Genomic DNA, 21,827 nt, shown 5'->3' with positions numbered 1-21,827 from the left:
TTCTCAGGATTTCTTGTCCGGGGAGTATCGGTTTATCAAATACGTCAGGAAAAAGAGAAATGCTAAGGCTAGGTAGGCTACTGGAAATTGCCAGGAAACGAAAAATGCAAATCGGTTTAAAATAGCATTCCCTGCCAATTCGTATGCATGGATGAATCCGAAAAACGATAAAGTTGTACCGATCAAAGCCCAAAGCGAAGACTTTAAAAAATCTCTCTCCAAAAGAAAAACCACCATCGCGGCCCAAATCATGGAAGTAAGTAAAAATCCCTGAGACAAGGAAAGAACTCCTCCCAAAGCATAAGGTAAAAAAGGAACGTGCGGGGAAAGGTCTGATAAATTAAAATGATAGGATTTGGGAGTTTCCAATTCCAATAATATCGCCTGCAATCTCCCATCCAAAAAGAAAAATACATTTTGAATGATAAGAGCCGCCCATCCGGCAAATGCAGGAAGTAAACCGGCTACCACTGCGGGGGAATGGTTTTTAGGACTGGCTTGAAATGCCTGAGAAGCAATGATAATTCCGATCCAGAGTACGATCGCCATGCCGGCTTCAATCGGAATGATTGCCTGCAAAATCCCCATAAGCCCAAAAACACTAACAAATGTTATAAATATACCGTTTAATACGGAATAGCCGTGTTTGGCACCTAATCCCTTCCAGCCGGGATGTCCGATATAGATTGTAGTTGGAAAAGGAGACCCGAAAAAAGTTCCTGCCAAGGTACCTATCCCGTTTACAAGTAACGAGGATTTGGTGTCAAAACTATCGCCCGAGGCTTCTGCGGATTCGATATTCTGCAAGGAACCTATTACGTTGAAGACACCCATAGGCAGGATGATTGCAAAATATGTTTTTACATTTGCAAAACTCAATACTTCCCAAAGTTCTACTACTGCCAAGTGAGGTAGATAAAACCCGATTGTTTCTTTACCACGAGCAAACGCTCCTTCCTGAAAAATAGGTTCTCCCAAAAGCCCTGAAACATACGCGAGAATGATCCCGAGGATGATAGAAACGAGTCCCCCCGGGATGCCAAAAGGAAATTTGACTTTTCCGAAATACTGTAAAAGTATAACACCCAAAGGAACAAAAGCAACTAACGGGTGTTCGAATGTTCTTAATAAAAAGTCCATAGAGATAAAAGTAATTGCAATTCCCGCCAGGGCGGAAAGTAAAGCGGCACGAGGAGTTGACTTTCTGATTTTTTCCGCAAAAAACGAACCGAAGAATTCGATAAGCCCCGAAGAAAAGGAAACAAGAAGTCCCGCCTTCCAGGCGGATTTATAATCTCCCGTCGCTTGGTAAACAGGCAACATCACAAAAAATATAAATGCGAACAAGGAAACCGTATTGATCCCGTAAGGGAGGGCTGTAACGTCTGTTCGGTTTGTTTTTTTGCCTAATTGATAAGCCTGCCATGAGTAAAATAAATTTCCGATAAGAAGAGAGATGGCAGCTCCGGGCAAAACGACCGAAGTAACAAATTCCAAAGGGAAACCGCAAAGTCCGATACAAAGTCCTGTTAAAACAAGCAATTGGATGAGGTTGTCCACCATCAGTCCGAAAAATCCGTCAATATCACCTCGTGTGATTGAAAAATAATTCATTCGTTCCTTTTTCCTCCGAAATCCACACGAATCACATTTCCTTCTTCAGAATAGTCCGGTTTGCTCGGCTCTTTTGCCAGATCCGGTTTTTTGTCGTCTTTTGTGGGAGGCTCGTCCAGCCCTGAATCCACTTGCAAAAATCTAAGCTGAGAAGCGGAATTTTGAAACTTATCATAAATACGAAATACGGCATCCCAAGGAAGAATCGTAGGCTCCCATGTGGAACCGAACTGTAATTCTGCAAACAAATAATCCGGCTGGCTGTCCAATACTTTGACCGCTTTGTCGCCGAACACTAGCACAATGCCCGATTCTTTTTCCGCATTGAGAAGTCCTCTTTTCCCGATTTCCAGTTTGGGGTGTGGCATGACGTGAATATAGAATATTCCGAATTTTTCCCAATATAGGGTGAAAAGTTGTCTTTTGAATTCACGTAGGGTTGTGATTTCTTCGGGGCTTAAACTTTGGCTCATAGGTTCTTTTTACCAGCGTTTGTCTCCCATGCCAGATATTCATCATGAATTTTGTACTCAGGAATGATGTCTTTGAAACTAGGGAAAATTTCCTTGTCTTTATTTGCTTTTGCCAAAGAGAAAAGTTTATTCATTTTATTTTGGAATAATAGAAGATTGTAAGATTCGAGAGGAGCGGCGATCCTGATTTTAGGATGATGGGTTTTCTTGATTCCCTCTTGATCTAACATAAGTTCTTCGAAGAGTTTTTCCCCCGGGCGAAGTCCGGTGAATTCGATCTTAATATCCTGGTGAGGAGTATATCCAGACAATCTGATCATTTCTTCGGCAAGAGATACGATTTTTACAGGTTCTCCCATATCGAGTATGAAAATCTCACCGTGTTCTCCCATGGATCCCGCCTGCAAAACCAATTGTGTTGCCTCCGGTATGGTCATAAAATAGCGGATGACTTCAGGATGGGTGACAGTCACGGGCCCGCCTCTTTTGATTTGTTCCCTAAAGCGGGGTATTACCGATCCGTTGGAACCCAAGACATTTCCGAAACGAACCGTGATGAATTTGGTTCTGGAATTTTGCGAAATATGTTGCAAATAAAGTTCTGCCGCGCGTTTGGAAGCTCCCATTACATTCACAGGATTTACCGCTTTGTCCGTAGAAATAAGTACAAATCTCTCTACGCCTGTTAGGCGGGACACGTCCGCTACGTTTTTTGTACCCATTACGTTATTCAATACCGCTTCGCAAGGATTGATTTCCATCATGGGAACATGTTTGTATGCAGCGGAATGAAAAACTACCGAGGGTTTGTGTTCTTCAAATACGGAAGACAATCGGGAAAGATTTTTCACATCCGCCATCACAGGTTTGAATTCGATGGCAAACGCCGAAAAGTTTTTCCTAAGTTCATAATCAATTTCGTATAAGGGAGTTTCTGCGGCGTCCAAGAGGATCAGGGAACGCGGTCTGAATAATGCGACCTGACGGCAGATCTCTGATCCGATGGAACCGCCGGCACCGGTGACCAGGATGTCCTTTCCTTCCAGATAGGATCTTATGGATTCCACTTCCAGATCCACTGTCGGCCGCCCAAGTAAATCTTCCACTTGTACTTCCCTTAGTTGGGTGATCTTCGGTTTGTCCGAAATATAATCACCAAAGGAAGGCAAGATTTTAAATTCGATCCCTGCAGTGTCACAGATTTTCATGAGTTTGCTCACAATCCTTCCGTCAGGCTGTGAAACCGTCATAATCACTTTTTTAATTCCGAATTTATAAATGAAATCTTCCGCGCTTTCGGAAACACCGAGGATCGGTATTCCTTGAATGTATCCGCCTACTTTGGAAGGGTTGTCATCGAGGAATCCGACAGGGTGCAGATCCAATTCGCTATGCCTTCTGATTTCGGATAAAAAAGTAGCGCCTAACTTGCCTGCACCGATGAGTAGAATGGGAATTCCGTCTTTGGCTCCCGCTCGGAAAATCTGATCCCGAATCATTCTCCAACTCAAACTTCTTAAACATAAAAATCCTAGTAGAATGAGAGTATCGAGGATGGGAACCATCCTTGATATTTGGGAAAAACGGTTATAAAATAAAATGGCAATGGTAGAGACCAAAGAAGATAAAATAGTCGCCTTGATGATTTCCAAAAGGTCATGAAGGGAAGCATAGGACCAAAGGGATTTGTAAATTCCGGAAAGAAAAAATACCACCGAACGGCTGATCACTACAATTGCTGTGCAGGTGAAGAATAATTCCTTGTTTTCCAAAAATCGAAAATCTTCAAATCTCACCAAATGTGCGAGAAAATAGGACAATACCATGAAGAATATGTCGATTGGGAAAACCCAGTAACGTCTTGGGATTGAATTCATTGCTGGAAATAGTGTAAATTCTGCAAAATTCCTTGTAAATACAGAATCTATACCGATCATCAGAAAATAGGAAAAAGCTCGTTTGAAGTCCTTACTTATTCATCTTTCCGGTCATCTTTCCGCAGAACTTGGTTCCGATCTCTATTTGAGAATCAAGGATGCAAGTCTCGCCCCCCATCTATTTTGCATTGAGTTATCCTCATTGGATTCCGTGGACGAAGTGGGAATTGAGTATCTCAAAAAGATCTCTTCCCGCGCCAAAGAAACAGGTTCCAAAGTGGCTCTTTCCGGAGTTTCCGAAGAATGGAAAAAGGTTCTGGAAGAATTCGGGATCGGTTCTTTATTCCCAAGCTTTGGAAATAGCGCTGAGGCGAAACAGGACTTGGAAAAAAATCTAATTACGGAACTTCCCGCAAACCAAGCGAGGCCGGACTTAGAGGAAAAACCGGTTCTTGTCCCTTCTTCCGAGGAGACAGAGATTTCGTTAGAGAGGGAAGTAGAGATAAAGACAGTATTTTGTCCTGAGTGCGGCCAGACTCTGAAATGGTCTAGGCCGGGAAATTATAAATGTCCTTCCTGTTCATCCAAGTTTTTAATCAATCCGAAAGGATGGGTTTCCGTTTACGAAAGACTCATTTAACCTCTGTTCTTCGTTCTACTTGTAGGAATTGCTTCCCAAGGAGAATCCGGCCAGGGGTGTCTCGGATATTTTCCCTTTAGCTCTTTTTTGACTTCGTGATAGGTCACATCCCAAAAATTTTCCAGGTCCCGGGTCACTTGCACGGGACGTCTTGCAGGAGAAAGCAAGTGGAGTAAAATTTCCACCTTTCCTCCTGCAATCTTCGGGACCTTGCGCATTCCGAACATTTCTTGCAATTTCACCGAAATGGAAGCGCCTTCTCTAAAGTATTCGATCGGGATTGTTGATCCACTAGGTACAGTTAGGTGGGTTGGTGTTTCTTTTTTTAGAACTTCCGATTCGGAATATGTCAATCGGGAAGACAATGCCTGCAAAAAATCCGGCTTGTAAGGATCCAAGGAAGCAGATTCCAGAGAATAGAACGGTAAAAGCCAACTTCTTATTTCTTCCTGGAGTTTTTCTTCCGAAAATTCTGGGAAAGAAAATCCGCTTTCTTTTAAAATCCGGATACGATTTAGAAAAGAAGAAATTTTATCATCCTTTTCGAAATAGGGATAAAAAAATTCCTTTTTCCAAAAGGATACGACTGCTTCTCCTTTTTCTTCTTTGGAAAACTTGGTAGGCTTTGTCGAACGGGAAAGAACTATCTCTCCCAAAAATTTATTTTGAACGAAACGAATCAATTTTGTTTTTCTTTCCGTTTCTTCTATAACAGAACTTAAGTGTTCCGAAATTTTTTCAAAATGAAGTTTTAATATTTCCTCTTCGTTCAATTCACAATAAAGGCGAACCTTTGCTTCCGTTCCGTCTCCATCCGAATCCAGGACAAGTATCCATTCCGGCAAATGCATGCCTCCCGTATCTGCAAGAATCGCTCCTTTCCCGTTGAATAGTTTATACTTGTTAGAGTCAGCTGTTCTTCGTTTTGCGATTCGATCCGGAAAAGCAAAACTCAATGCACCCTGAATCGATAGATTTTGTTTTGGTTTTTTGGGTAAATCATTCAGGATCTTTTCTATTTGCCGGATGCTTTGTTCGATTCTGGATTTTAAGCCGAAATTCGATACATTTCCCTTTTGCCATGCCTCCCATCGGGATAAAAATCTAAGGTTGGTTTCCGAATGCCCCAAGATATCTTTTTCGGAAAGTAGGGCGGATAATTCCGCAAGAGGAAGATCACTTCCGTTGAACATACAGCACATACCGGAAAGCCTTGTGGAAAGAGGAAGGCGCAAAGCAGAGATCCCCAGATTCGTAATTTTTTCCTTCCGATCAAGCAAACCTAATACCTGCAAGATGGAAATGGATTCCCTGATGACGCCTAATGACGGTTTGTCAAGAAGAGGTAGATCGTTTAATTCCTCCCCCCATTTTTTAGAGAGTAGTACCAAACCGGACACATCCGCTTCCAAAATCTCGGGAGGGTGAGAGACGGGAAAATCCTTTTCCTCTTCTTCTGACCAAAGCCGGATGGCGGTTCCTTCCGATTCCCTGCCTGCACGACCTGATCTCTGTTTGGCGGAATTCAGACTGATTCTTTTTTTCTCCAAACGGGAAAGTCCCGACCTGGGATCAAAAATCATTCTTTTGCAAAATCCGGTATCCACTACCAGTTTTACACCGGGAATAGTAAGAGAAGTTTCCGCAATATTTGTGGAAAGAATCAATTTCCTTTGTCCCGGTTTTGGCGGCAAAAATATTTCCACTTGGTTTTCCAAACGCATCTCGCCGTAAAGTTTCAGTATCAATACATTCGAAATCCCTTTATTGGCAAAATTGTCGTTTAGTATTCGTTCGGCTGTATAAATCTCCGAGACACCTGAGAAAAAAACAAGCACATCTCCTTCCGATTGGGAAAGAATCTGTGGAACCAATTCACCGATCCGATCCGTTACCCTTCTTGGGGAAGATCCCGTATAACGGATAGTAACCGGAAACATTCTGCCTTTGGCTTGAATTTGATTTGCGCGAACTCCTTTGGTTCCCCAATCGGTCCCTTCCAGAGTTGCGGACATTACTAGAATTTTCAAATCAGGTCGGAAAATCTCGGTACTTCTCCTGCAAAGTGCAAAACAAAAATCGGAATCGAGATTTCTCTCGTGAAATTCGTCAAATACAACCAAACCATAATCGGAAAGTTCGGGATCTTCGACTAACATCTTGGAAAGAATCCCATCGGTAACAAGTTCCAGTTTCGTATCTTTACTGATTTTGGATTCAAATCGAATCCGGTAACCGACCGTGTTGCCGACTTCTTCCCCCAAAACCTGGCTCATTCGGATCGCCGCATTACGCGCTGCTAAACGACGAGGTTCCAAGATCAAAATCTTTTTTTCGAATTTCCCCGAACGCAAAATTTCAATCGGCAAAACTGTGGTTTTACCGGAACCGGGAGGGGCCTCAAGTAAGGTTAGATTGTTTTTTTGCAGTGAATCTAAAATGTCATCCAGATTGTCTTGGATGGGGTATCGTTCGGAGGTGTTTTGCATCTTTCTTTTGTTCTACATAAAATCAAAGACCAGCTTCTTCCGCGCACTAAATTTACTATTTTGGGGAAAGTCCGGGAAGGAGGTAGATAGATTTTCGCCCCGATCGGGTATAGTTTTATTATAGATACACGATTTTATACCTGATCGGGTATAAAATGTTTGATATATTTATTATTATACCCGATCAGGTATAATAATGGAAGAAGACCAAAATCTGGCTCAATTTGTAAAAGACCAACGCAAAAAACACAAAATGAGCCAGGAGGATTTGGCTCGTATGGCCGGTGTGGGGCTTAGGTTTGTAAGGGACTTGGAACAAGGAAAAAAAAGCATCCAGTTGGATAAACTCAACCAAGTTCTATCCGCATTTGGTCATGAAATGGTTCCCAAACGCATCAAAAGATTATGGGAGAATTCATGAGAAGGGGCAAAGTTTATTTTCAGAGCACCTTAGCCGGGTTTGTGGGAGAAGATGAAGAAGGATATTTCTTCCAATATGATTCGGAATACCTTCGACTTACAGATTCTTCCTCCGTCAGTTTTACTCTTCCCAAAAGAGAAGAAATCTATCGTTCTAAAATCCTATTTCCTTTTTTTGACGGATTGATCCCGGAAGGATGGCTTCTCGAAATTACAATCAAAGAATGGAAACTTGATCCGAGAGATCGGCTTTCTCTTTTATTGAGCGTATGCCAGGATTGTATCGGAGCCGTCAGTGTTGTCGGAGAAGAATGAAAGTATGTATTGTTATTTTTGTGCGAAACCTTCCGAAAAATCATTTCATACCATTTGTGCGAAAAAACTTTTCGGTAAAGCTTCTTATCCTTCTCTTACTTTGGAATTTTCCGAGATCCAAGAATTAGCAAAACAGAATGTACTTTCGAGGGTCACTGTTCCCGGCGTACAACCGAAGATTTCTTTGGAATTGAAGCTTCAGGATAAAAATACAACCAGGCTTACGATTGTAGGATTTATGGGGGATTATATTTTAAAACCTCCTTCATTACAGTTTCAAAATCTTCCTGAAAACGAACATCTAACTATGTTGCTTGCAAAAGAATTCGGAATCGACACGGCAATTTCTTCTTTGATCCCACTTAAATCGGGAGAACTTTCCTTTTTAAGCAAACGTTTTGACCGTTATAACCGCCATAAGTTGGCACAGGAAGATTTTTGTCAATTGTCAGAACGATTAACGGAAGATAAATACAAGGGATCTTACGAAGGGATTGCAAAGTTAATTCGTAAATATACAAATGCGCCCGGGATTGAAACGGTTCGTTTTTTCGAGCTTGTGGTTTTTTCCTATCTTACCGGAAATTCGGATATGCATTTGAAAAATTTTTCCCTCCTAACAGAGGAAGACGGAAACATTCGATTGGCCCCGGCATATGATCTGCTTTCCATCGCGATCTTTCATAAAGAAGATCCTGAAGAGCTGGCACTTAGTCTGAACGGCAAAAAAAACAAAATCCAAAGAAATGATATTTTGTTTTTCGGTGAATCTTTGAAAATCCATCCTACGGCATTGGGAAAAATCCTCGAGAGAATCCGATCTATGGAAGAGAAGCTGGTGTCTCAAATTTCCAATTATCCGTTCTGTAACGAAATACTTTCGGAATATTCGGAACTGATTCGAAAACGGTATAGGATTTTATTTACCTAATATTTGTTTTGGTGGTTGCAGCCCCCGCCAAACGCAAATTCTAAGGCAATAGGATGGCTGCAAAAAACAAGATGAGCGCAATCACCGAAGCCACTGTGCGAATCGTGTGCAAACGATTCCATGGTTTTTCGAACTCCGATCTTTCGGCCTCAACTTCCTTTTCGGTTGCGCTTTCCTCATTAAACTTTGCCAGTTTATTGTTTAAGGGAACATTGCCTGCGATGGTCAAACCGAACGGGCCGACAATATAGAATACGGAAGCCCCAGCCAGCAGATAAAACCGCAAAACAAAATCAGGATGATCCGGAGGATTTCCATATAGAAATGTCAAGAGAGGGAGAAGAATCACCGGCCCAAGAAATGTCAGTAGAAAAAGAGGATTTTGAATGACATCGTTGATTTCCTGCATGGCCCGTACGTACTCGGAATTTTTCAGACGATGTAGCGCCCAATTTACGGATACGGAATAACCGAAAAATAATCCAGTCAGAAGTGCGATAAGCGTACCGGTGATGAGGAACAGTATGGTTTCCAATGTCATTTATCTTACCTCGGTTCTTCCGGATTTGTGAATCTTATTTCGAGTAGATTATTACGTGAAGCAATATGGAACTTCCCATAATCGATCTTATGTCTCATGAGGTTTTGGATCGATTGTATGGAAAGGCACAAACAAACTTAACACTTCTATCTCAAGACATGCTTTACAAAAATTGACGCAGGTTCGTCGTTTATTTTTTTTCCAAATCAACAACGTAATAATACTCTTTGTCCCAAATCATGTACAAAACTCTTGCTGGAATTCCGTATGCTTCTCTTACATAATCTCCTTGAGAAGCATGAATTTCCCAACCTTTCAATTTTGATTCCGTTTCACTTCTCAAGGAATGCGTAGGCGCCGGCTGATTCTCAGCAACGAATTTTCCTATCTCTCCGCCTAATGTTCGGAAGGCGTCTCTCGGAGTGATTACATACGCGATATAGCGGGGACCAAAATAAGTTCCTTTGTTTTGGGACTTGAATCCTTTCGCAACTTCACTTGCAGCAAGGCCCATTCTTCTATGATCCTTATGACCTGTAGCACCACTTTCCGGCCAGAATGTAAGCAGAATCTCCGGGTGATAAGTTTCGATTGTTTGCCTTATTTTTTCTTTTAGCTCTTCGATAGGAACTTCGGGAATCCCTCCGTCGGGATAGTCCCAAACTTCCTGCTCATCGATTCCCATCGCATAACCGTTTTTAAGTGCTTCTGCCTTTCGGATAAAGCCCAAATCCTTTTGCCTTGCAACCACGGGAACCTGATGACCAGCCTCTCCCTTGGTAGCGGTGACAAGTGCGGTAAATGCGTTTGGGTCCGATTTTTTGGCTCTTACGAATACGCTGTTCACCAACTGTTCATCGTCCGGGTGGGCAAAAACTCCTAAGATACGTTTCGATTTTAAGGATTCATTTAAGGATGTTACTTCTGCGGCACTCGGTTCTTGGAACAAAGATCGAACGAAAAAATACGCAGTTGCAAGAACAAGCGATATCAAAACCAGTAAGGAAGAAAGAATGATTTTTAAGACTTTCATAATATTGAAATTTACTAAGATATTAGATAAAATTCAAGACAGGGCGCAAGTTTTTTATGAAGTTCTCTAAGATACTTTAGGCAAATAAAGTATCTTAGAGCTTAAGAATGAGGATTTATTTTTTGTCAGTCGGTTCTTTACCGAGGATTGCCAAACGTTTGTGGATCACTTCATTAAGGACATCCACAAGCTCCTGAAATTCATCGTTTTTTCTAATTCGGATCTTTTCTATAGGATCGCCGGAAGCAATCTTCTGGAGAGATCGTTTGATGCTATAGATTGGTCCTGCCATTTTGTGGGATTTGAAAACGGAAAAAATAGTAATCAATGCCAGATATAAAACAGATAGGGTCACGACCGCGTCAAATTGAATTGTATACATATTCAATTGATGGTCGTAATTGGGCAGGTAAATTTCCCTCGGAACGTATTTGAACTTTTCCGCTCCGTCAGCTGCATCTTCGTTTTCGACTTTCCAATACACAATTTGCGAATCTTGTCTCAATCGGAAGACCGCACCACCGTCAAACTTGGATTTGTTGAGCCAATAAAGAAACCCTAAAGTGACTGTAACTCCGGAGATAAACAACAAAGAGTAATGGAGCAGAAACTTAAATTGAAATTCTTTATCAATAATATAACGGAATCTGAAAGCTTTTTTGTTGTCGTTGGACATGAATTGATGGGACTCCCCAGTATGCAAAATCTTTACAAATCAGAATGCCATAGAAACGGAAATTGTCAAAAAACTATTCAGTTTTATCTAATTTTTTCCGTTTCAACGATCTTCACGATGGGGATTTCGATTTTTCCGTCCGCTCCTTCAAATTGGAGATGGGTATCCGATTGGCCTAAAATGACACCATGGAGTTCGGTACCATCCTCTAGTCTGATCAATTCCAATCGGGAATACTCTACATATAGTTTGTTTTCACGGGCAAGATCTACTTGGGTGTGTAAGGCTTTGAGTTCTTTTTCTTCTTTTGGTCCTAGGGAAATCACTGGTTCCGCCTTGTCGGAAGAAACCGAAACCTGTTTTGAGGATTCCAGATAAATACTTTTTTCCTCGGAGTCTTGTCTGTTGTTTTTAATTTCAACGGAGCCCTCTCGAACGGAAACAGTTTGTTTTCCGCCTTCATCCACAGAAACACTGAATGTTGTTCCTCGGACAATGGTGGAATAAGAACCCGATACGATTTGAAAGACCGAATCTTTTTTCAGCTTTCCGACTGTAGCAAGAACCTTTCCTTTTTCAATCCCTATGGTTTGGATGGCGGAAAAATCCGACTTTTTAAGATCTGTTAATTGAACAAGAGAAGCGGAAGCAACTCGGATCCAGGTTTTATTTTCAAAATCAAGATCGACAGAACCGTTGTCCGCAGTCAAAATTCTGTCTCCAGGCCGGATTTTATCCCCTTTCTTCAGTGCAATCTGTACGGTTTCACCGGGATGCAAAAGAAAATTGTTTCCTTTGGAAGTTTGAATTTCGCCTAATAATTCTGAAAAAAAGACAGGGGGAGCGGCAGCGGATCCTTTCGCTATTTCAGATGGAATGTCAGCGCCCGAAGAAGATTTTTTTAAAAAGAATACAAAAGATAAAGAAGCGGCAGCGGCAAGTAAGGTTGTTCCACCTACTCCCAATGCCCACTTGAATTTGCCAGGAAATGCGATCACCTGAGCTGTCTTAGGTGGAGTATACAAATCCGGAAATTTAGACTCTTTTTTGGAAAGCTCTTCCCAAGAAAGAAACTCCCGATTCAGAGTTGATCCCGAGAGGTTGGCCAACCGGGTTTCCAGCTGCTTTAATTTGTTTGGGTCTAGATCTTTCTTCATGGTTTAATCCGGTACCAAATTTTCTCTTAATGCAATGGCAGTTACTTTCTCTGTAGCGCGTATAACCAAACGGGAAGCAGTGGAAACGGAAACATTCAAAATCTCTGCGATTTGAGTGAGTTGAAAACCTTCCACATTCTTTAATAAAATAGCACTTCTTTCGTCTTCTTTCAGTTCCCCGAGAAAACTGTACAATCTGTCCTCCAAGTCTTGGTACACCGCCTGTTTTTCCAAACGGGGGTTGTGACTGTGGAGATCGATATCTTCCGAATAAATTTCTTTCGTAGTGGAAAACTTTTTGGCAAAATTAATGGAAAGATTGCGGGCTATGGTGTACAAAACCATAAGGGATTTCTCTTCCGTGAGACCAGCATCACTATAATGTTTATGAAAGCTCAAGAAACTGTCTTGCATCAAATCCATTGCCGTATCCGCATTTTGAGTATATTTGTAGAGAAAATCATAAATCCTTTTATGATTTTTTTCGTAAATTTGACTCATCGAGATTTGATTCTCTGACACAAGAGATAATGTGTTCTGAGAATCCATGCCCTGACAAGTAAAATCTAATCTTTCTCTCTGTTTATGATGACAAATAACGAAAGGGATTTTCTCAGAAAAACTTAATTTTCTTTCTGCAGTGCATGAAATGCCGCATTTTTGTACGCGCCAATCATAGTGGGGTAATTGAAAATATGTTCGGTAAAATACTCAATAGGTGCTTTCAAGCTTACGATGCATTGGCCGAGAGCAATCAATTCGGTTGCTTTGTCCGAAATAATATGAACTCCCAAAACCATTCTGGTCGATCTGTCATATAAAATTTTCACCATTCCATCCTGATCTCCGCTGATCTGAGCACGGGTAATCGTATCGAAACGAGCGATCCCCACACCGTAATCCACGCCTCTTTCCTTTAGTGCTTCTTCCGTGGGACCTATGGTTGCAATTTCGGGCAGAGTATAAATTCCGATCGGGAAGTCTTCCGCACTCACCGGATGGGGAGCTCCACCAAATATATGTTTTGCGACATACTGTCCTTGGTACATGGATACGGATGCAAGACTGGGAAAACCGATGACATCCCCGCAGGCATAAACATTGGAAACCTTGGTTTGGTAATTTTCATTCACGACAATTTGTTTTCTATCGTTCACTTCTATTCCTAAGGCTTCCAATCCCAGGTTCTCCACATTGCCCACTCTTCCCCGTGAAATCAGCACCTGGTTGACTTGGATCACATCTCCCTTGTCAGTTGTGAGCTCGATTCCTTTGCCATCGCCCAGTTTGTTGTAATTTGTAATGGAACGTCCTGTATAAATTTCTATACCCGCTTTTTTCATGTATTGGGACATCGACTCCGAAATCTCCCGATCCAAAAATCCTAGAATCCTGTCTTGCGAATCAAATAGATGGACTTTGATTCCTATATGCGAAAAGATTGTGGCGTATTCCGATCCGATGATGCCCGCTCCGACGACGGCGATGGAGGAAGGCATATTTGCAATGGAAAACAATCCGTCACTATCATAGACTAGTCCGTCTTCGAAAGGTATGTTTTCATTTGTGGGACGTCTGGGAGAGCTACCTGTTGCTATCAGAATATAATCTGTCTCAAAAACTTTTTTTCTCCCGGTAGCATCTGTTACTTCCACATGATTCGGATCCAGGATTTGCCCCCAGCCTGTAAGAGTGGTAACCCGGTTTTGGATCATTTGTTCCCGGGTTACATCTTCTTCTTTTTCAATGACTGTGGATGCCCTATGCATTAACTCCTGTAAACTGAGCTGGTTCACCTGGGGAGTGCGTAATCCATGCACGGTAGATAAATGCAAATTGCGGTAAAACCTGCTGGTTTCCTGCAAAGATTTGGAAGGAATCGTGCCCCAATGTACACAACCTCCTCCCAGATAAGGATCTTTTTCGATGAGGGCTGCTTTTTTCCCCATTTTAGTTGCTTGGATGGCAGCTTTCTGAGCTGCCGGGCCGCCGCCGAGGGCAATGATATCAAACCGATTAATGGACATAGGTGAATTCTTGATGTACTTCCGTTATCGGATAGAGAGATGTCACGACAAGCAATTCAGCAAATTTGTTTTACCTTTTCTCCAGGGTAAGGTTCATTTTTTTAAAATCGACTCTTGACATTCCCATTATGGGAAACTTTAGAATGGAAAAAAGAAAGAAACTGGATTTCGGTTTTGCAGGATTGTCTATGAAACATCTTAAATCAAAAGGAGAAAACGATGAAAGAACTATATCAAATCGAAAGAATTAATTATAACTACTGTTTGGTGGCTGTCGAAAAAACATTCGCAGGCAAAGGAATCCTTGCAAGCCCCAATCTGGATAATAACACAGTTACGGTGGATTCTCCTTTAAGTGAGAAGGATTGGAAACAAATCCACTTTCTTCTTTCGGAAGAAGGTTATGAATTGAGGGAAAAAATCTAAATCGACGCACCGCAACTGAATTGATCAATTTGCATAAATCATTTTACATGCATTCGTTAAGGTAGATTTTTTGTTCAATAAATTGAAATAATCATTGAAATCAGAATGAGGATTTTGAACAATTGGTATAATTACTTACAGGAGACCATCCCATGACACTCAGACTTGGCGACGAAGCACCTAATTTTCAAGCCGAAACCTCAGAAGGTTCTATCGACTTCCACCAATACCTTGGCACTAGCTGGGGAATCCTTTTCTCTCACCCTAAAGATTATACACCAGTATGTACAACCGAACTCGGTTACGTTGCAAAAATCAAACCTGAGTTTGAAAAACGCAATGTGAAAGTTTTAGCTCTTTCCGTTGACCCGGTAGATTCTCACAAAGGTTGGATTTCCGATATCAACGAAACTCAAAAAACGACTGTAAACTACCCTATCATCGCGGATTCGGACAAAAAAGTTTCCAATCTTTATGATATGATCCACCCGAATGCGAGCGAAACCACGACTGTTCGTTCCGTATTTGTAATCGGTCCTGACAAAAAAGTAAAATTGACTTTGACTTACCCTGCTTCCACAGGAAGAAATTTTGACGAGCTTTTGCGTGTGATCGATTCTCTTCAATTAACGTCCGTTTATAGCGTAGCGACGCCTGCAAACTGGAAAGACGGGGAAGATACGATTATCGTTCCTTCCGTATCCGATGAAGATGCCAAGAAAAAATTTCCAAAAGGTTTCAGAACAGTGAAACCTTACTTGCGTTACACTCCGCAACCAAACAAATAAACCACTCATAGAAAAGAAAGGCGTGTCGAATCTTTGAACCGCCTTTCTTTTTCTTTACACAAATCCTTTTCGTAAAATTTTTATCATTATGAAGATTAAGCTCAAACGGGTAGGCACTCCTTATGTTTTGGAAACGGAAAACGAGACGGGAAATAAAATTACAATTGATGCGTCCCCCGAAATCGGCGGCTCCAATTCCGGACCAAGACCGATGGAATTACTCATTATGGGCCTTGCAGGTTGCAGTAGTATCGATGTGATTATGATTTTGCAAAAACACAAAATAGAAATTGCGGACTACTTTGTCGAAGTGGATGCGGAAAGAGAAAAAGTGGATCAAGCGAATTTATTTAAAAACATTCATATGAAGTTCAAAGTGAAAGGTGTTTTTGAAACGGAACAAGTCAAACGAGCCATCGACTTGAGTTTGGAAAAATACTGTTCCGTGGCAAAAACCTTGGAAAAAACCGCTAACATTACCTACGAATTCGAAATCGTTTAACAAGCATTATTTTTGTTCGTTCAGTTTCCAACTATAATCATTGTATTCAATCAGGGCATCTGCTCGGATTTTGTCTTTGAACCCATCTTGTAAAAATTCGATCAGAGTTGATTTTTTGGTAAAATCGTCTTGAAACCAATTGAATATCTGACTGAGTTTCAGAAGATTTTTAGTTTTATCATAAGAATTCTTAGAGGGGTTTTGCAAAAAACCGACCTTTGCTTCCTGCAATTGGGTTTCTAAACTTTTTTCTATAAAAGCTTCCGAACGTAAACTCGGGCAACCGATAGAAGCACACACGATTGCAAAATGTATCCTCGGCTCCTTAAAATCCTTTCTCAATTTTTCATGTTCAATCCAATCCAGAGTTCTTGTTTTGCCCAATAATTGAAAAAATTCCTTTTTCCAAGGAGTTCCTCTTGCCAGGTTTAAAGATGAAAAGGGAGATCCTATATCCGTTATGCTTTTAAGAGGGTAATGATCCAAAATCAAACGGACTGTAAACGCGTTGTATGCATTGATAAGAAAAGCGAGTTTCCCCGGAGCATTGAACTTGGAATAGTCCGCTTCGGAAACCTTCGAAAGGGTATCCAGATAACCGTTTAACGTTTGTGAATCTTGCTGAAACCCTTTGTAATTTACAAGGCCGCCCGAAACATGTTTTTTTAGAAGAGCGTCCCAGGTCTTATGAGTTTGGTCAAAGTCCTCGGCAACTAACATAGGAGATATAAAGAAAAATCCGATGATGCAAACCTGTCTAAGGGTCATATTGTAAACCGCCTCTCAAATTCTCCTTTTAAGAATTTCTTAAGCAAGCTTTTTCTTGTCCCAAATCCGCTCATTTGTTTTCAGTTTTTCCTTACTTGCAGTTTAACCGGGAAAAGGCAATACCTGAAACAAATATCTTCCGACTTCCGGCTAAGATATACTATTCAGATAACGGCTCATTCCCTGGATGGCCACTTGCGGTATTTCATGTCCTCCAGGAAAGCCGATAAACTCGCCTAACAAGCCTGCATCTCTTAGCAGTTTTTCCAATCTTTTGGCGTTTTTAAAGCCCAATACCGGATCGGACTCTCCATGAGTTTGAAAAAAACGAAGGTTCGCCTTTTTCGAAGCAAGATTCTGCCAAATGTCTTCCTTAATCAGAGTCCCGGAGAGAAGCATCAAACCGTGCGGAGTGGATTCGTTCACCAAACTGATATCAGTTGCAAGCATAGCCCCTTGAGAAAAGCCTCCTAAAATCAACTGTTTCCAGGGAACACCGGAAGCCTGGATCATAAGGAGTGCCGCTTGTCTTGCCACGTCCAATCCTTCCGGGTTGCGATGGGTAAAATAATATGCATCCCTATTTTGCATGGCTTCCTGCAAAGCCTGCATATCAATGGGAAACCATGCTCTGCCTTCATAACCGGGCATGATGGGGATCTTTAAATGACCTTGTGGGAAAATCCAATTGAACTTCTGATCCGTTGCGAGGACCTCATGAATCGGATAAAGATCGAATGCACTTGCCCCATATCCGTGAAACAGAACAATTGTAGGAGCGTCCGGATCACCTGACACCCGTAAAACTTGCAAAGGGCCTAAAGTCTCTAATTGATCTTCCGCATCATCTAACATAGAATCATTCCTGAAATAATTTTAATTGCCCGTCGTCATTTTCCGAATCGTTGTTTCCGTTCAAATTGGAAATTGAAATTCCAATCAAACGAACCTTTTTCGGTTGTTCGGAAGTTTCTTTCCATAAACTAGCAAGTAATGACGAAGATTGTTCCAATAGGTCGGAAGCCAAGAATAAAACTCTCTCCGATGTAATGCTTCTCGAAACACCGGTGAAATCCGCATATTTGATTTTTAAAGTCAGAGTTTTTCCTTTTCTATCTTTCTTTTCCAAACGTCTTGCGGTTTCTTTCGAAATTCCATCCAGAACAGTATATAAAAAATTGAAATCATCCGTGTCTTTTTCAAAAGTTGTTTCGACTCCTATTGATTTCGGATCACGGTAAGGAACAACCTGTCTATCATCCAAACCTCTTGCCATATAAAAATAACTTCTTCCCATTTTACCGAAATGGGCAATAAGTTCTTCTTCTTTGAGTGTTAGCAAATCTTTTCCGAATTGCAAACCCATGCTTTGCATTTTTTCAAAAGTTTTTTTACCTATTCCATGAAATTTAGAAAGACTCAAATTTGCTAAAAATGTTTCGGCATCTTCGGGTAAAATAACAGCCAAACCGTTAGGTTTGTTTTTTTCCGACGCCATCTTTGCAAGAAATTTATTGGAGGAAACTCCCGCAGAACATGTAAGTTCTGTTTTGCGGAAAACCTTTTCCCGAATTTCTTTTGCCACCGTTGTGGCATGAGGGATGTTTTTTTTATTTTCAGTTACATCCAAATAGGCTTCATCCAAAGACAACGGTTCGATAATATCCGTATATTCGGAAAAAATTTCCCGAATTTCATAAGATACTTTTCTATAAGCATCAAAACGGGGAGGAGTGAAAATCGCATCGGGACAAAGTTTGAATGCCTGATAACAAGGCATAGCTGATCTGATTCCGAACTTTCTGGCTTCATAGCTTGCAGCACAAACTACAGCCCTCGAATTGGGTGATCCTCCCACAACTACGGGAAGCCCTTTCCATTCCTTTTTGTCTCTTTGCTCTACGGAAGCGTAAAATGCATCCATATCAATATGGATAATTTTTTTCACTTTTCCAGGTTATCTTACTCTCTTGATTATTCACTCAAAAAAATCTTGCCAAAATATTTTTAATGACTGAAGATTCAGAAAAGTGAAACAAACGAGTTCCAAGATTCTGGTTGTGGATGATAACGAAACCAACGTTGAAATCATCACTCATATACTTCTGAAACAAAATTACGAAGTGGCAGTGGCGTATGACGGAGAGTATGCGATGGAGCTCGCAAATGCCTTGGAGCTGGATCTCATTCTTTTGGATATATTATTGCCCGGCATCAGCGGCTTGGATGTTGCCAAAAAACTGCAATCGGAGGAAAAAACCAAAAACTTACCCATCCTTTTTTTATCCGCATTGAATGAGACGAAGGATATAGTTTTAGGACTTGAAACGGGCGCAGTCGACTATATTACCAAACCTTTTCAAGAGGCGGAGATTCTGGCGAGGATCCGAACTCATATCAAAATCAAACAATTGGAAAAGGAAAGAATCAATCTTTTGCATTCGATCCATAAGGATTTGGAACTCGCCCGGTCCAACCAACAAAACCTTGTTAGCTTTCATTTCCCTCCCTCCGAAGATTATAAAATTTATTCATCCTACAAGCCGATGGATCTGGTAGGCGGCGACTTGATTACTTATGATCTGCTTCCTTCCGAAGATTTGGACATTCTTTTCGGCGACGTAACCGGTCACGGAATTGCCGCGGCAATGGTTTCTCTTATGGCAATCATCACATTCAAGACGATGAACAAAGCATTTCTTTCACCTAGCGAATGTTTGCATTGGATACACAATACACTTAGCCCAATGATCAACACCCATTTTATCAGCGGTATTTATCTGAGATATAATGCACAAAATAAACTTTTATCCTACTCGATGGCGGGACACCATGCGATGATACTGATCCGAGGGAATGAACTGATCAAACTCGGAACCAAAGGTTTTTGTCTGATGATGTTTCCTCAACTGATGACCGAAAATAATGAAATATTTTTGCAGGAAAAAGACAGATTGTTTTTATTTTCGGACGGAATGTTCGAGGTTCCGAACAAAGAAGAGGAGTATTTGGGAGAGTTCGCATTTTATGAGATGGTCCAAAATTCTTTGGAATTGGAAGGACCTTCGTTTCTCGATTCGTTACAAGACCAGGTTTTGGAATATTCGAACGGATCAATTGCAGATGATATGACAATGCTTGTGATTGAACTGGAATGAATTTTTTGCCTTTTGCTTATATATCGTTTTTTTTCTTTTTAGTAAGTATCTATTACTTTGTTAAATTCAGAAAGGAAAAAAAACTAAGAATCCTTTTGTTTGAAAAAAACATCGACAAATCCACAGAAATAGAACGGGTGTTAATCGAAAAAGAAAAACAATATCAGGATATTTACGAGACGGCCAACTCGATCATCATCCGTTGGAATCCCAACTTCATCGTCCATTCCATAAACCCCTATGCGGAAGAATTTTTCGGGATCAAAAGATATCTGATAGAAGGCAAAGATCTGGTCATCGATCTGTTCAATATCCAACCTGAAAATGTCAACGTGATGAAATCCCAATTATGGAATATCTTCCATCTTCCGGAACAGTTCATCCGGCAGGAATACGATGTTTTCCTTCCCAACGAAGACAGAAGAACCATCAGTTGGTCCAACCGGATCTTAAAAGACGCTTACGGATATCCCTTTCAGGTTTTATCGATAGGAAACGATATCACAAATAGAAAACTGGCAGAGGAAAACCTGCTTAAATCCTACGAAAGAATATTAGATCTTTATAATAATGCTCCATGCGGATATCACTCCCAGGATTCGGAAGGAATGATCGTATCCATCAATGATACCGAGTTGGCCTGGCTCGGTTATTCCAGAGAAGAAATGATCGGCAAGATGAAATTCGAATCAATTCTTACGGACAAAAGCAAATCCCGCTACTATGCCATCTACGAAGATTTCAAAAGAGATGGTTCCGTTCAGGATGTGGAATACGAATATATCCGCAAAGACGGCTCCATTTTTATCGTTAGTTTGAATTCAACGGCTTCTTATGATAAAGATCGAAATTTCACAATCAGTCGGGCGACTATTTTTGACATAACGGAAAGGAAAAGAGCAGAACAAAAGTTAAACGAATACTCCCAAATGATCGAACACCAAAACCTGGAGTTACAAAAAGCGGTGGAAGAAGCGAATTTGGCAACCAAATCAAAATCCATTTTCTTTTCCAAAATCACTCATGAATTGAGAACTCCTCTTCACGCGGTGATCGGCTTTTCCCAAATTTTGGAAAAGGATCCCAATCTACCGACCCATCTGAAAGGTTATGTGCACTCTTTATATGAAAACGGAGTCCATCTTTTGGGCATGATCAATGATATACTTGATCTCTCCAAAATCGAAGCGGGAAAAATGACCGAATCCAAAGAAACATTTTCTTTAGTCCAACTTTGGGACAATTTATTTTCCATGTTCGCCTATCGTTTTCTGGAAAAGGGACTCAGTTTTTATCTGGAAGATCCCAAAACGATTCTGGGAAAATACTACGACGGTGATATTCGGAAAATTCGCCAAATTCTTGTTAACTTTCTCGGGAACTCCCTTAAATTTACCGAAGCGGGCGAGATCAAACTCAATATTTCCATTCAGGAAGGGAAAGATTCCCAAACTTCCGACTTAGTGCTTTTTTCGGTAACAGATACCGGGATAGGAATTCCCGAAAATCAATTAGACATAATCTTCGAAGCATTTCAACAAACGGAACAAGGCTCATCTTATAAGGAAGGAACGGGACTCGGGCTTGCCATTTCACATCAGTTAGTTGAATTTTTGGGAGGGACGATCGGAGTGAGGAGCGAACAAAATAAAGGATCTATTTTCTCTTTTAAAATTCCTTTGAGAAGAATCAGAATCAATGAAGATTCCGAATTGCCTTCCAAAATGATCGGCCCCACAAACTCCAACGATCTAAAACCGATCAAACAAGAAGAACCTAACGAAAACAAGATGATCCTAGATTATATAAAAAGTCTTCCTGAAGACAGGCAAAAGGAAATTTTGCATCTGATCCGTATTCAGGACTATGCCAAATTGATTCTGATACTGAAAGATGATCTTTCCAATTGGAAAGGAAAAGACATTTTGATAGAAAAAGCAAAAGAAAGAAAATTCAAATTTTTAATCGATTTTATCCAATCACTTGGCTAAC

At 40.9% G+C, this 21,827-nt stretch carries 22 protein-coding genes; 9 read left to right on the top strand and 13 right to left on the bottom strand.

The genetic code is table 11. The features are described 5' to 3' along the window. Positions 1-3: 3 nt before the first annotated feature. From EHS11_RS01460 to EHS11_RS01450, 3 genes are read right to left on the bottom strand one after another with little or no spacing between them, the layout of a single operon-like run. Positions 4-1,614, bottom strand: a complete 1,611-nt coding sequence (locus tag EHS11_RS01460; protein WP_135762632.1) for an NCS2 family permease — start codon at positions 1,612-1,614, stop codon at positions 4-6. Next, positions 1,611-2,087 carry a ClpXP protease specificity-enhancing factor SspB gene (locus EHS11_RS01455; protein WP_135762631.1) on the bottom strand — a complete coding sequence of 159 codons (477 nt, stop codon included), beginning with the start codon at positions 2,085-2,087 and terminating at the stop codon, positions 1,611-1,613. Before EHS11_RS01455 ends, EHS11_RS01460 begins: the two co-directional genes overlap by 4 nt. Beyond that, entirely contained in the window at positions 2,084-3,964 is a 1,881-nt protein-coding gene (locus EHS11_RS01450) for a polysaccharide biosynthesis protein (RefSeq protein WP_210413603.1), read from the bottom strand. The genes EHS11_RS01455 and EHS11_RS01450 overlap by 4 nt, the downstream gene beginning before the upstream one ends. A gap of 82 nt (positions 3,965-4,046) precedes the next feature. Between EHS11_RS01450 and EHS11_RS01445 the strand changes: the two genes are divergently transcribed. Then, entirely contained in the window at positions 4,047-4,604 is a 558-nt protein-coding gene (locus EHS11_RS01445; RefSeq protein WP_135762630.1) for an STAS domain-containing protein, read from the top strand. On the opposite strand, the gene hrpB is transcribed toward EHS11_RS01445, so the two are convergent. Then, positions 4,601-7,093, bottom strand: a complete 2,493-nt coding sequence (gene hrpB / locus EHS11_RS01440) for an ATP-dependent helicase HrpB (protein ID WP_135762629.1) — start codon at positions 7,091-7,093, stop codon at positions 4,601-4,603. The genes EHS11_RS01445 and hrpB overlap by 4 nt on opposite strands. A 196-nt stretch (positions 7,094-7,289) precedes the next feature. On the opposite strand from hrpB, the gene EHS11_RS01435 reads away from it, so the two are divergent. The 3 genes from EHS11_RS01435 to EHS11_RS01425 are packed head-to-tail and all read left to right on the top strand — an operon-like array spanning position 7,290 to position 8,759. After that, the gene (locus tag EHS11_RS01435; protein ID WP_135762628.1) at positions 7,290-7,514 is read left to right on the top strand and encodes a helix-turn-helix transcriptional regulator; all 225 of its coding nucleotides are present in this window, start codon (positions 7,290-7,292) and stop codon (positions 7,512-7,514) included. Continuing rightward, entirely contained in the window at positions 7,511-7,828 is a 318-nt protein-coding gene (locus EHS11_RS01430) for a HipA N-terminal domain-containing protein (RefSeq protein ID WP_135762627.1), read from the top strand. The genes EHS11_RS01435 and EHS11_RS01430 overlap by 4 nt, the downstream gene beginning before the upstream one ends. A 4-nt stretch (positions 7,829-7,832) precedes the next feature. After that, complete coding sequence (locus tag EHS11_RS01425) at positions 7,833-8,759, top strand: HipA domain-containing protein (RefSeq protein ID WP_135762626.1); 927 nt, start codon at positions 7,833-7,835, stop codon at positions 8,757-8,759. 40 nt (positions 8,760-8,799) lie between these two features. Here the strand turns inward: EHS11_RS01425 and EHS11_RS01420 are convergent, their stop codons facing one another. From EHS11_RS01420 to sthA, 6 genes are all read right to left on the bottom strand, one after another. Beyond that, positions 8,800-9,300, bottom strand: a complete 501-nt coding sequence (locus EHS11_RS01420) for an anthrone oxygenase family protein (protein WP_135762625.1) — start codon at positions 9,298-9,300, stop codon at positions 8,800-8,802. Positions 9,301-9,490: 190 nt separating this feature from the next. Further along, on the bottom strand, positions 9,491-10,333 hold the full coding sequence (locus EHS11_RS01415) for a PIG-L family deacetylase (protein WP_135762624.1): 843 nt from the start codon (positions 10,331-10,333) through the stop codon (positions 9,491-9,493). Between the two features lie 115 nt (positions 10,334-10,448). After that, positions 10,449-11,009 (bottom strand): HAMP domain-containing protein, encoded by a 561-nt coding sequence (locus EHS11_RS01410; RefSeq protein WP_135762623.1) that lies wholly within the window; start codon positions 11,007-11,009, stop codon positions 10,449-10,451. A gap of 83 nt (positions 11,010-11,092) precedes the next feature. Then, positions 11,093-12,166, bottom strand: a complete 1,074-nt coding sequence (locus tag EHS11_RS01405) for a FecR family protein (RefSeq protein WP_135762622.1) — start codon at positions 12,164-12,166, stop codon at positions 11,093-11,095. Between the two features lie 3 nt (positions 12,167-12,169). Then, on the bottom strand, positions 12,170-12,667 hold the full coding sequence (locus tag EHS11_RS01400; RefSeq protein WP_135762621.1) for an RNA polymerase sigma factor: 498 nt from the start codon (positions 12,665-12,667) through the stop codon (positions 12,170-12,172). A gap of 122 nt (positions 12,668-12,789) precedes the next feature. Beyond that, positions 12,790-14,193 (bottom strand): Si-specific NAD(P)(+) transhydrogenase, encoded by a 1,404-nt coding sequence (gene sthA, locus EHS11_RS01395; RefSeq protein ID WP_135762620.1) that lies wholly within the window; start codon positions 14,191-14,193, stop codon positions 12,790-12,792. 219 nt (positions 14,194-14,412) lie between these two features. Between sthA and EHS11_RS01390 the strand changes: the two genes are divergently transcribed. From EHS11_RS01390 to EHS11_RS01380, 3 genes are all read left to right on the top strand, one after another. Then, on the top strand, positions 14,413-14,619 hold the full coding sequence (locus EHS11_RS01390) for a copper-binding protein (protein ID WP_135762619.1): 207 nt from the start codon (positions 14,413-14,415) through the stop codon (positions 14,617-14,619). A 152-nt stretch (positions 14,620-14,771) separates the two neighbouring features. Next, positions 14,772-15,407 carry a peroxiredoxin gene (locus tag EHS11_RS01385; RefSeq protein ID WP_135762618.1) on the top strand — a complete coding sequence of 212 codons (636 nt, stop codon included), beginning with the start codon at positions 14,772-14,774 and terminating at the stop codon, positions 15,405-15,407. Between the two features lie 88 nt (positions 15,408-15,495). Then, on the top strand, positions 15,496-15,909 hold the full coding sequence (locus tag EHS11_RS01380; protein WP_135762617.1) for an OsmC family protein: 414 nt from the start codon (positions 15,496-15,498) through the stop codon (positions 15,907-15,909). A gap of 6 nt (positions 15,910-15,915) precedes the next feature. On the opposite strand, the gene EHS11_RS01375 is transcribed toward EHS11_RS01380, so the two are convergent. The 3 genes from EHS11_RS01375 to dinB form a co-directional block, all read right to left on the bottom strand. Next, positions 15,916-16,677, bottom strand: coding sequence for a DUF547 domain-containing protein (locus EHS11_RS01375; protein ID WP_210413602.1), 762 nt, complete (start codon positions 16,675-16,677; stop codon positions 15,916-15,918). A 150-nt stretch (positions 16,678-16,827) separates the two neighbouring features. Further along, positions 16,828-17,532 (bottom strand): alpha/beta hydrolase, encoded by a 705-nt coding sequence (locus EHS11_RS01370; protein ID WP_135762616.1) that lies wholly within the window; start codon positions 17,530-17,532, stop codon positions 16,828-16,830. A gap of 4 nt (positions 17,533-17,536) precedes the next feature. After that, entirely contained in the window at positions 17,537-18,625 is a 1,089-nt protein-coding gene (dinB, locus tag EHS11_RS01365; RefSeq protein ID WP_135762615.1) for a DNA polymerase IV, read from the bottom strand. An 82-nt stretch (positions 18,626-18,707) separates the two neighbouring features. Between dinB and EHS11_RS01360 the strand changes: the two genes are divergently transcribed. Both EHS11_RS01360 and EHS11_RS01355 read left to right on the top strand, forming a co-directional pair. Then, complete coding sequence (locus EHS11_RS01360) at positions 18,708-19,835, top strand: PP2C family protein-serine/threonine phosphatase (RefSeq protein ID WP_135762614.1); 1,128 nt, start codon at positions 18,708-18,710, stop codon at positions 19,833-19,835. Continuing rightward, positions 19,832-21,826 carry a PAS domain-containing sensor histidine kinase gene (locus EHS11_RS01355; protein WP_135762613.1) on the top strand — a complete coding sequence of 665 codons (1,995 nt, stop codon included), beginning with the start codon at positions 19,832-19,834 and terminating at the stop codon, positions 21,824-21,826. Before EHS11_RS01360 ends, EHS11_RS01355 begins: the two co-directional genes overlap by 4 nt. Position 21,827: the final 1 nt, after the last annotated feature.

It is taken from the genome of Leptospira ilyithenensis (genome assembly GCF_004771005.1).
Lineage (GTDB): Bacteria > Spirochaetota > Leptospiria > Leptospirales > Leptospiraceae > Leptospira_A > Leptospira_A ilyithenensis.
Note: the sequence above shows the minus strand (reverse complement) of the source record. Positions and strands in the feature narration are given on the sequence as shown.

Bases quoted from the DNA above. Each gene is read 5' to 3' on its own strand.
- EHS11_RS01415 (WP_135762624.1), bottom strand. From the start codon at position 10,333: ATGAAAGTCTTAAAAATCATTCTTTCTTCCTTACTGGTTTTGATATCG.
- EHS11_RS01370 (WP_135762616.1), bottom strand. From the start codon at position 17,532: ATGTTAGATGATGCGGAAGATCAATTAGAGACTTTAGGCCCTTTGCAA.
- EHS11_RS01435 (WP_135762628.1), top strand. From the start codon at position 7,290: ATGGAAGAAGACCAAAATCTGGCTCAATTTGTAAAAGACCAACGCAAA.
- EHS11_RS01405 (WP_135762622.1), bottom strand. From the start codon at position 12,166: ATGAAGAAAGATCTAGACCCAAACAAATTAAAGCAGCTGGAAACCCGG.
- EHS11_RS01390 (WP_135762619.1), top strand. From the start codon at position 14,413: ATGAAAGAACTATATCAAATCGAAAGAATTAATTATAACTACTGTTTG.
- EHS11_RS01420 (WP_135762625.1), bottom strand. From the start codon at position 9,300: ATGACATTGGAAACCATACTGTTCCTCATCACCGGTACGCTTATCGCA.
- EHS11_RS01375 (WP_210413602.1), bottom strand. From the start codon at position 16,677: ATGACCCTTAGACAGGTTTGCATCATCGGATTTTTCTTTATATCTCCT.
- hrpB (WP_135762629.1), bottom strand. From the start codon at position 7,093: ATGCAAAACACCTCCGAACGATACCCCATCCAAGACAATCTGGATGAC.
- EHS11_RS01455 (WP_135762631.1), bottom strand. From the start codon at position 2,087: ATGAGCCAAAGTTTAAGCCCCGAAGAAATCACAACCCTACGTGAATTC.
- EHS11_RS01400 (WP_135762621.1), bottom strand. From the start codon at position 12,667: ATGAGTCAAATTTACGAAAAAAATCATAAAAGGATTTATGATTTTCTC.
- EHS11_RS01425 (WP_135762626.1), top strand. From the start codon at position 7,833: ATGTATTGTTATTTTTGTGCGAAACCTTCCGAAAAATCATTTCATACC.
- EHS11_RS01385 (WP_135762618.1), top strand. From the start codon at position 14,772: ATGACACTCAGACTTGGCGACGAAGCACCTAATTTTCAAGCCGAAACC.
- EHS11_RS01450 (WP_210413603.1), bottom strand. From the start codon at position 3,964: ATGAATTCAATCCCAAGACGTTACTGGGTTTTCCCAATCGACATATTC.
- EHS11_RS01410 (WP_135762623.1), bottom strand. From the start codon at position 11,009: ATGTCCAACGACAACAAAAAAGCTTTCAGATTCCGTTATATTATTGAT.
- EHS11_RS01430 (WP_135762627.1), top strand. From the start codon at position 7,511: ATGAGAAGGGGCAAAGTTTATTTTCAGAGCACCTTAGCCGGGTTTGTG.
- EHS11_RS01380 (WP_135762617.1), top strand. From the start codon at position 15,496: ATGAAGATTAAGCTCAAACGGGTAGGCACTCCTTATGTTTTGGAAACG.
- sthA (WP_135762620.1), bottom strand. From the start codon at position 14,193: ATGTCCATTAATCGGTTTGATATCATTGCCCTCGGCGGCGGCCCGGCA.
- EHS11_RS01355 (WP_135762613.1), top strand. From the start codon at position 19,832: ATGAATTTTTTGCCTTTTGCTTATATATCGTTTTTTTTCTTTTTAGTA.
- EHS11_RS01460 (WP_135762632.1), bottom strand. From the start codon at position 1,614: ATGAATTATTTTTCAATCACACGAGGTGATATTGACGGATTTTTCGGA.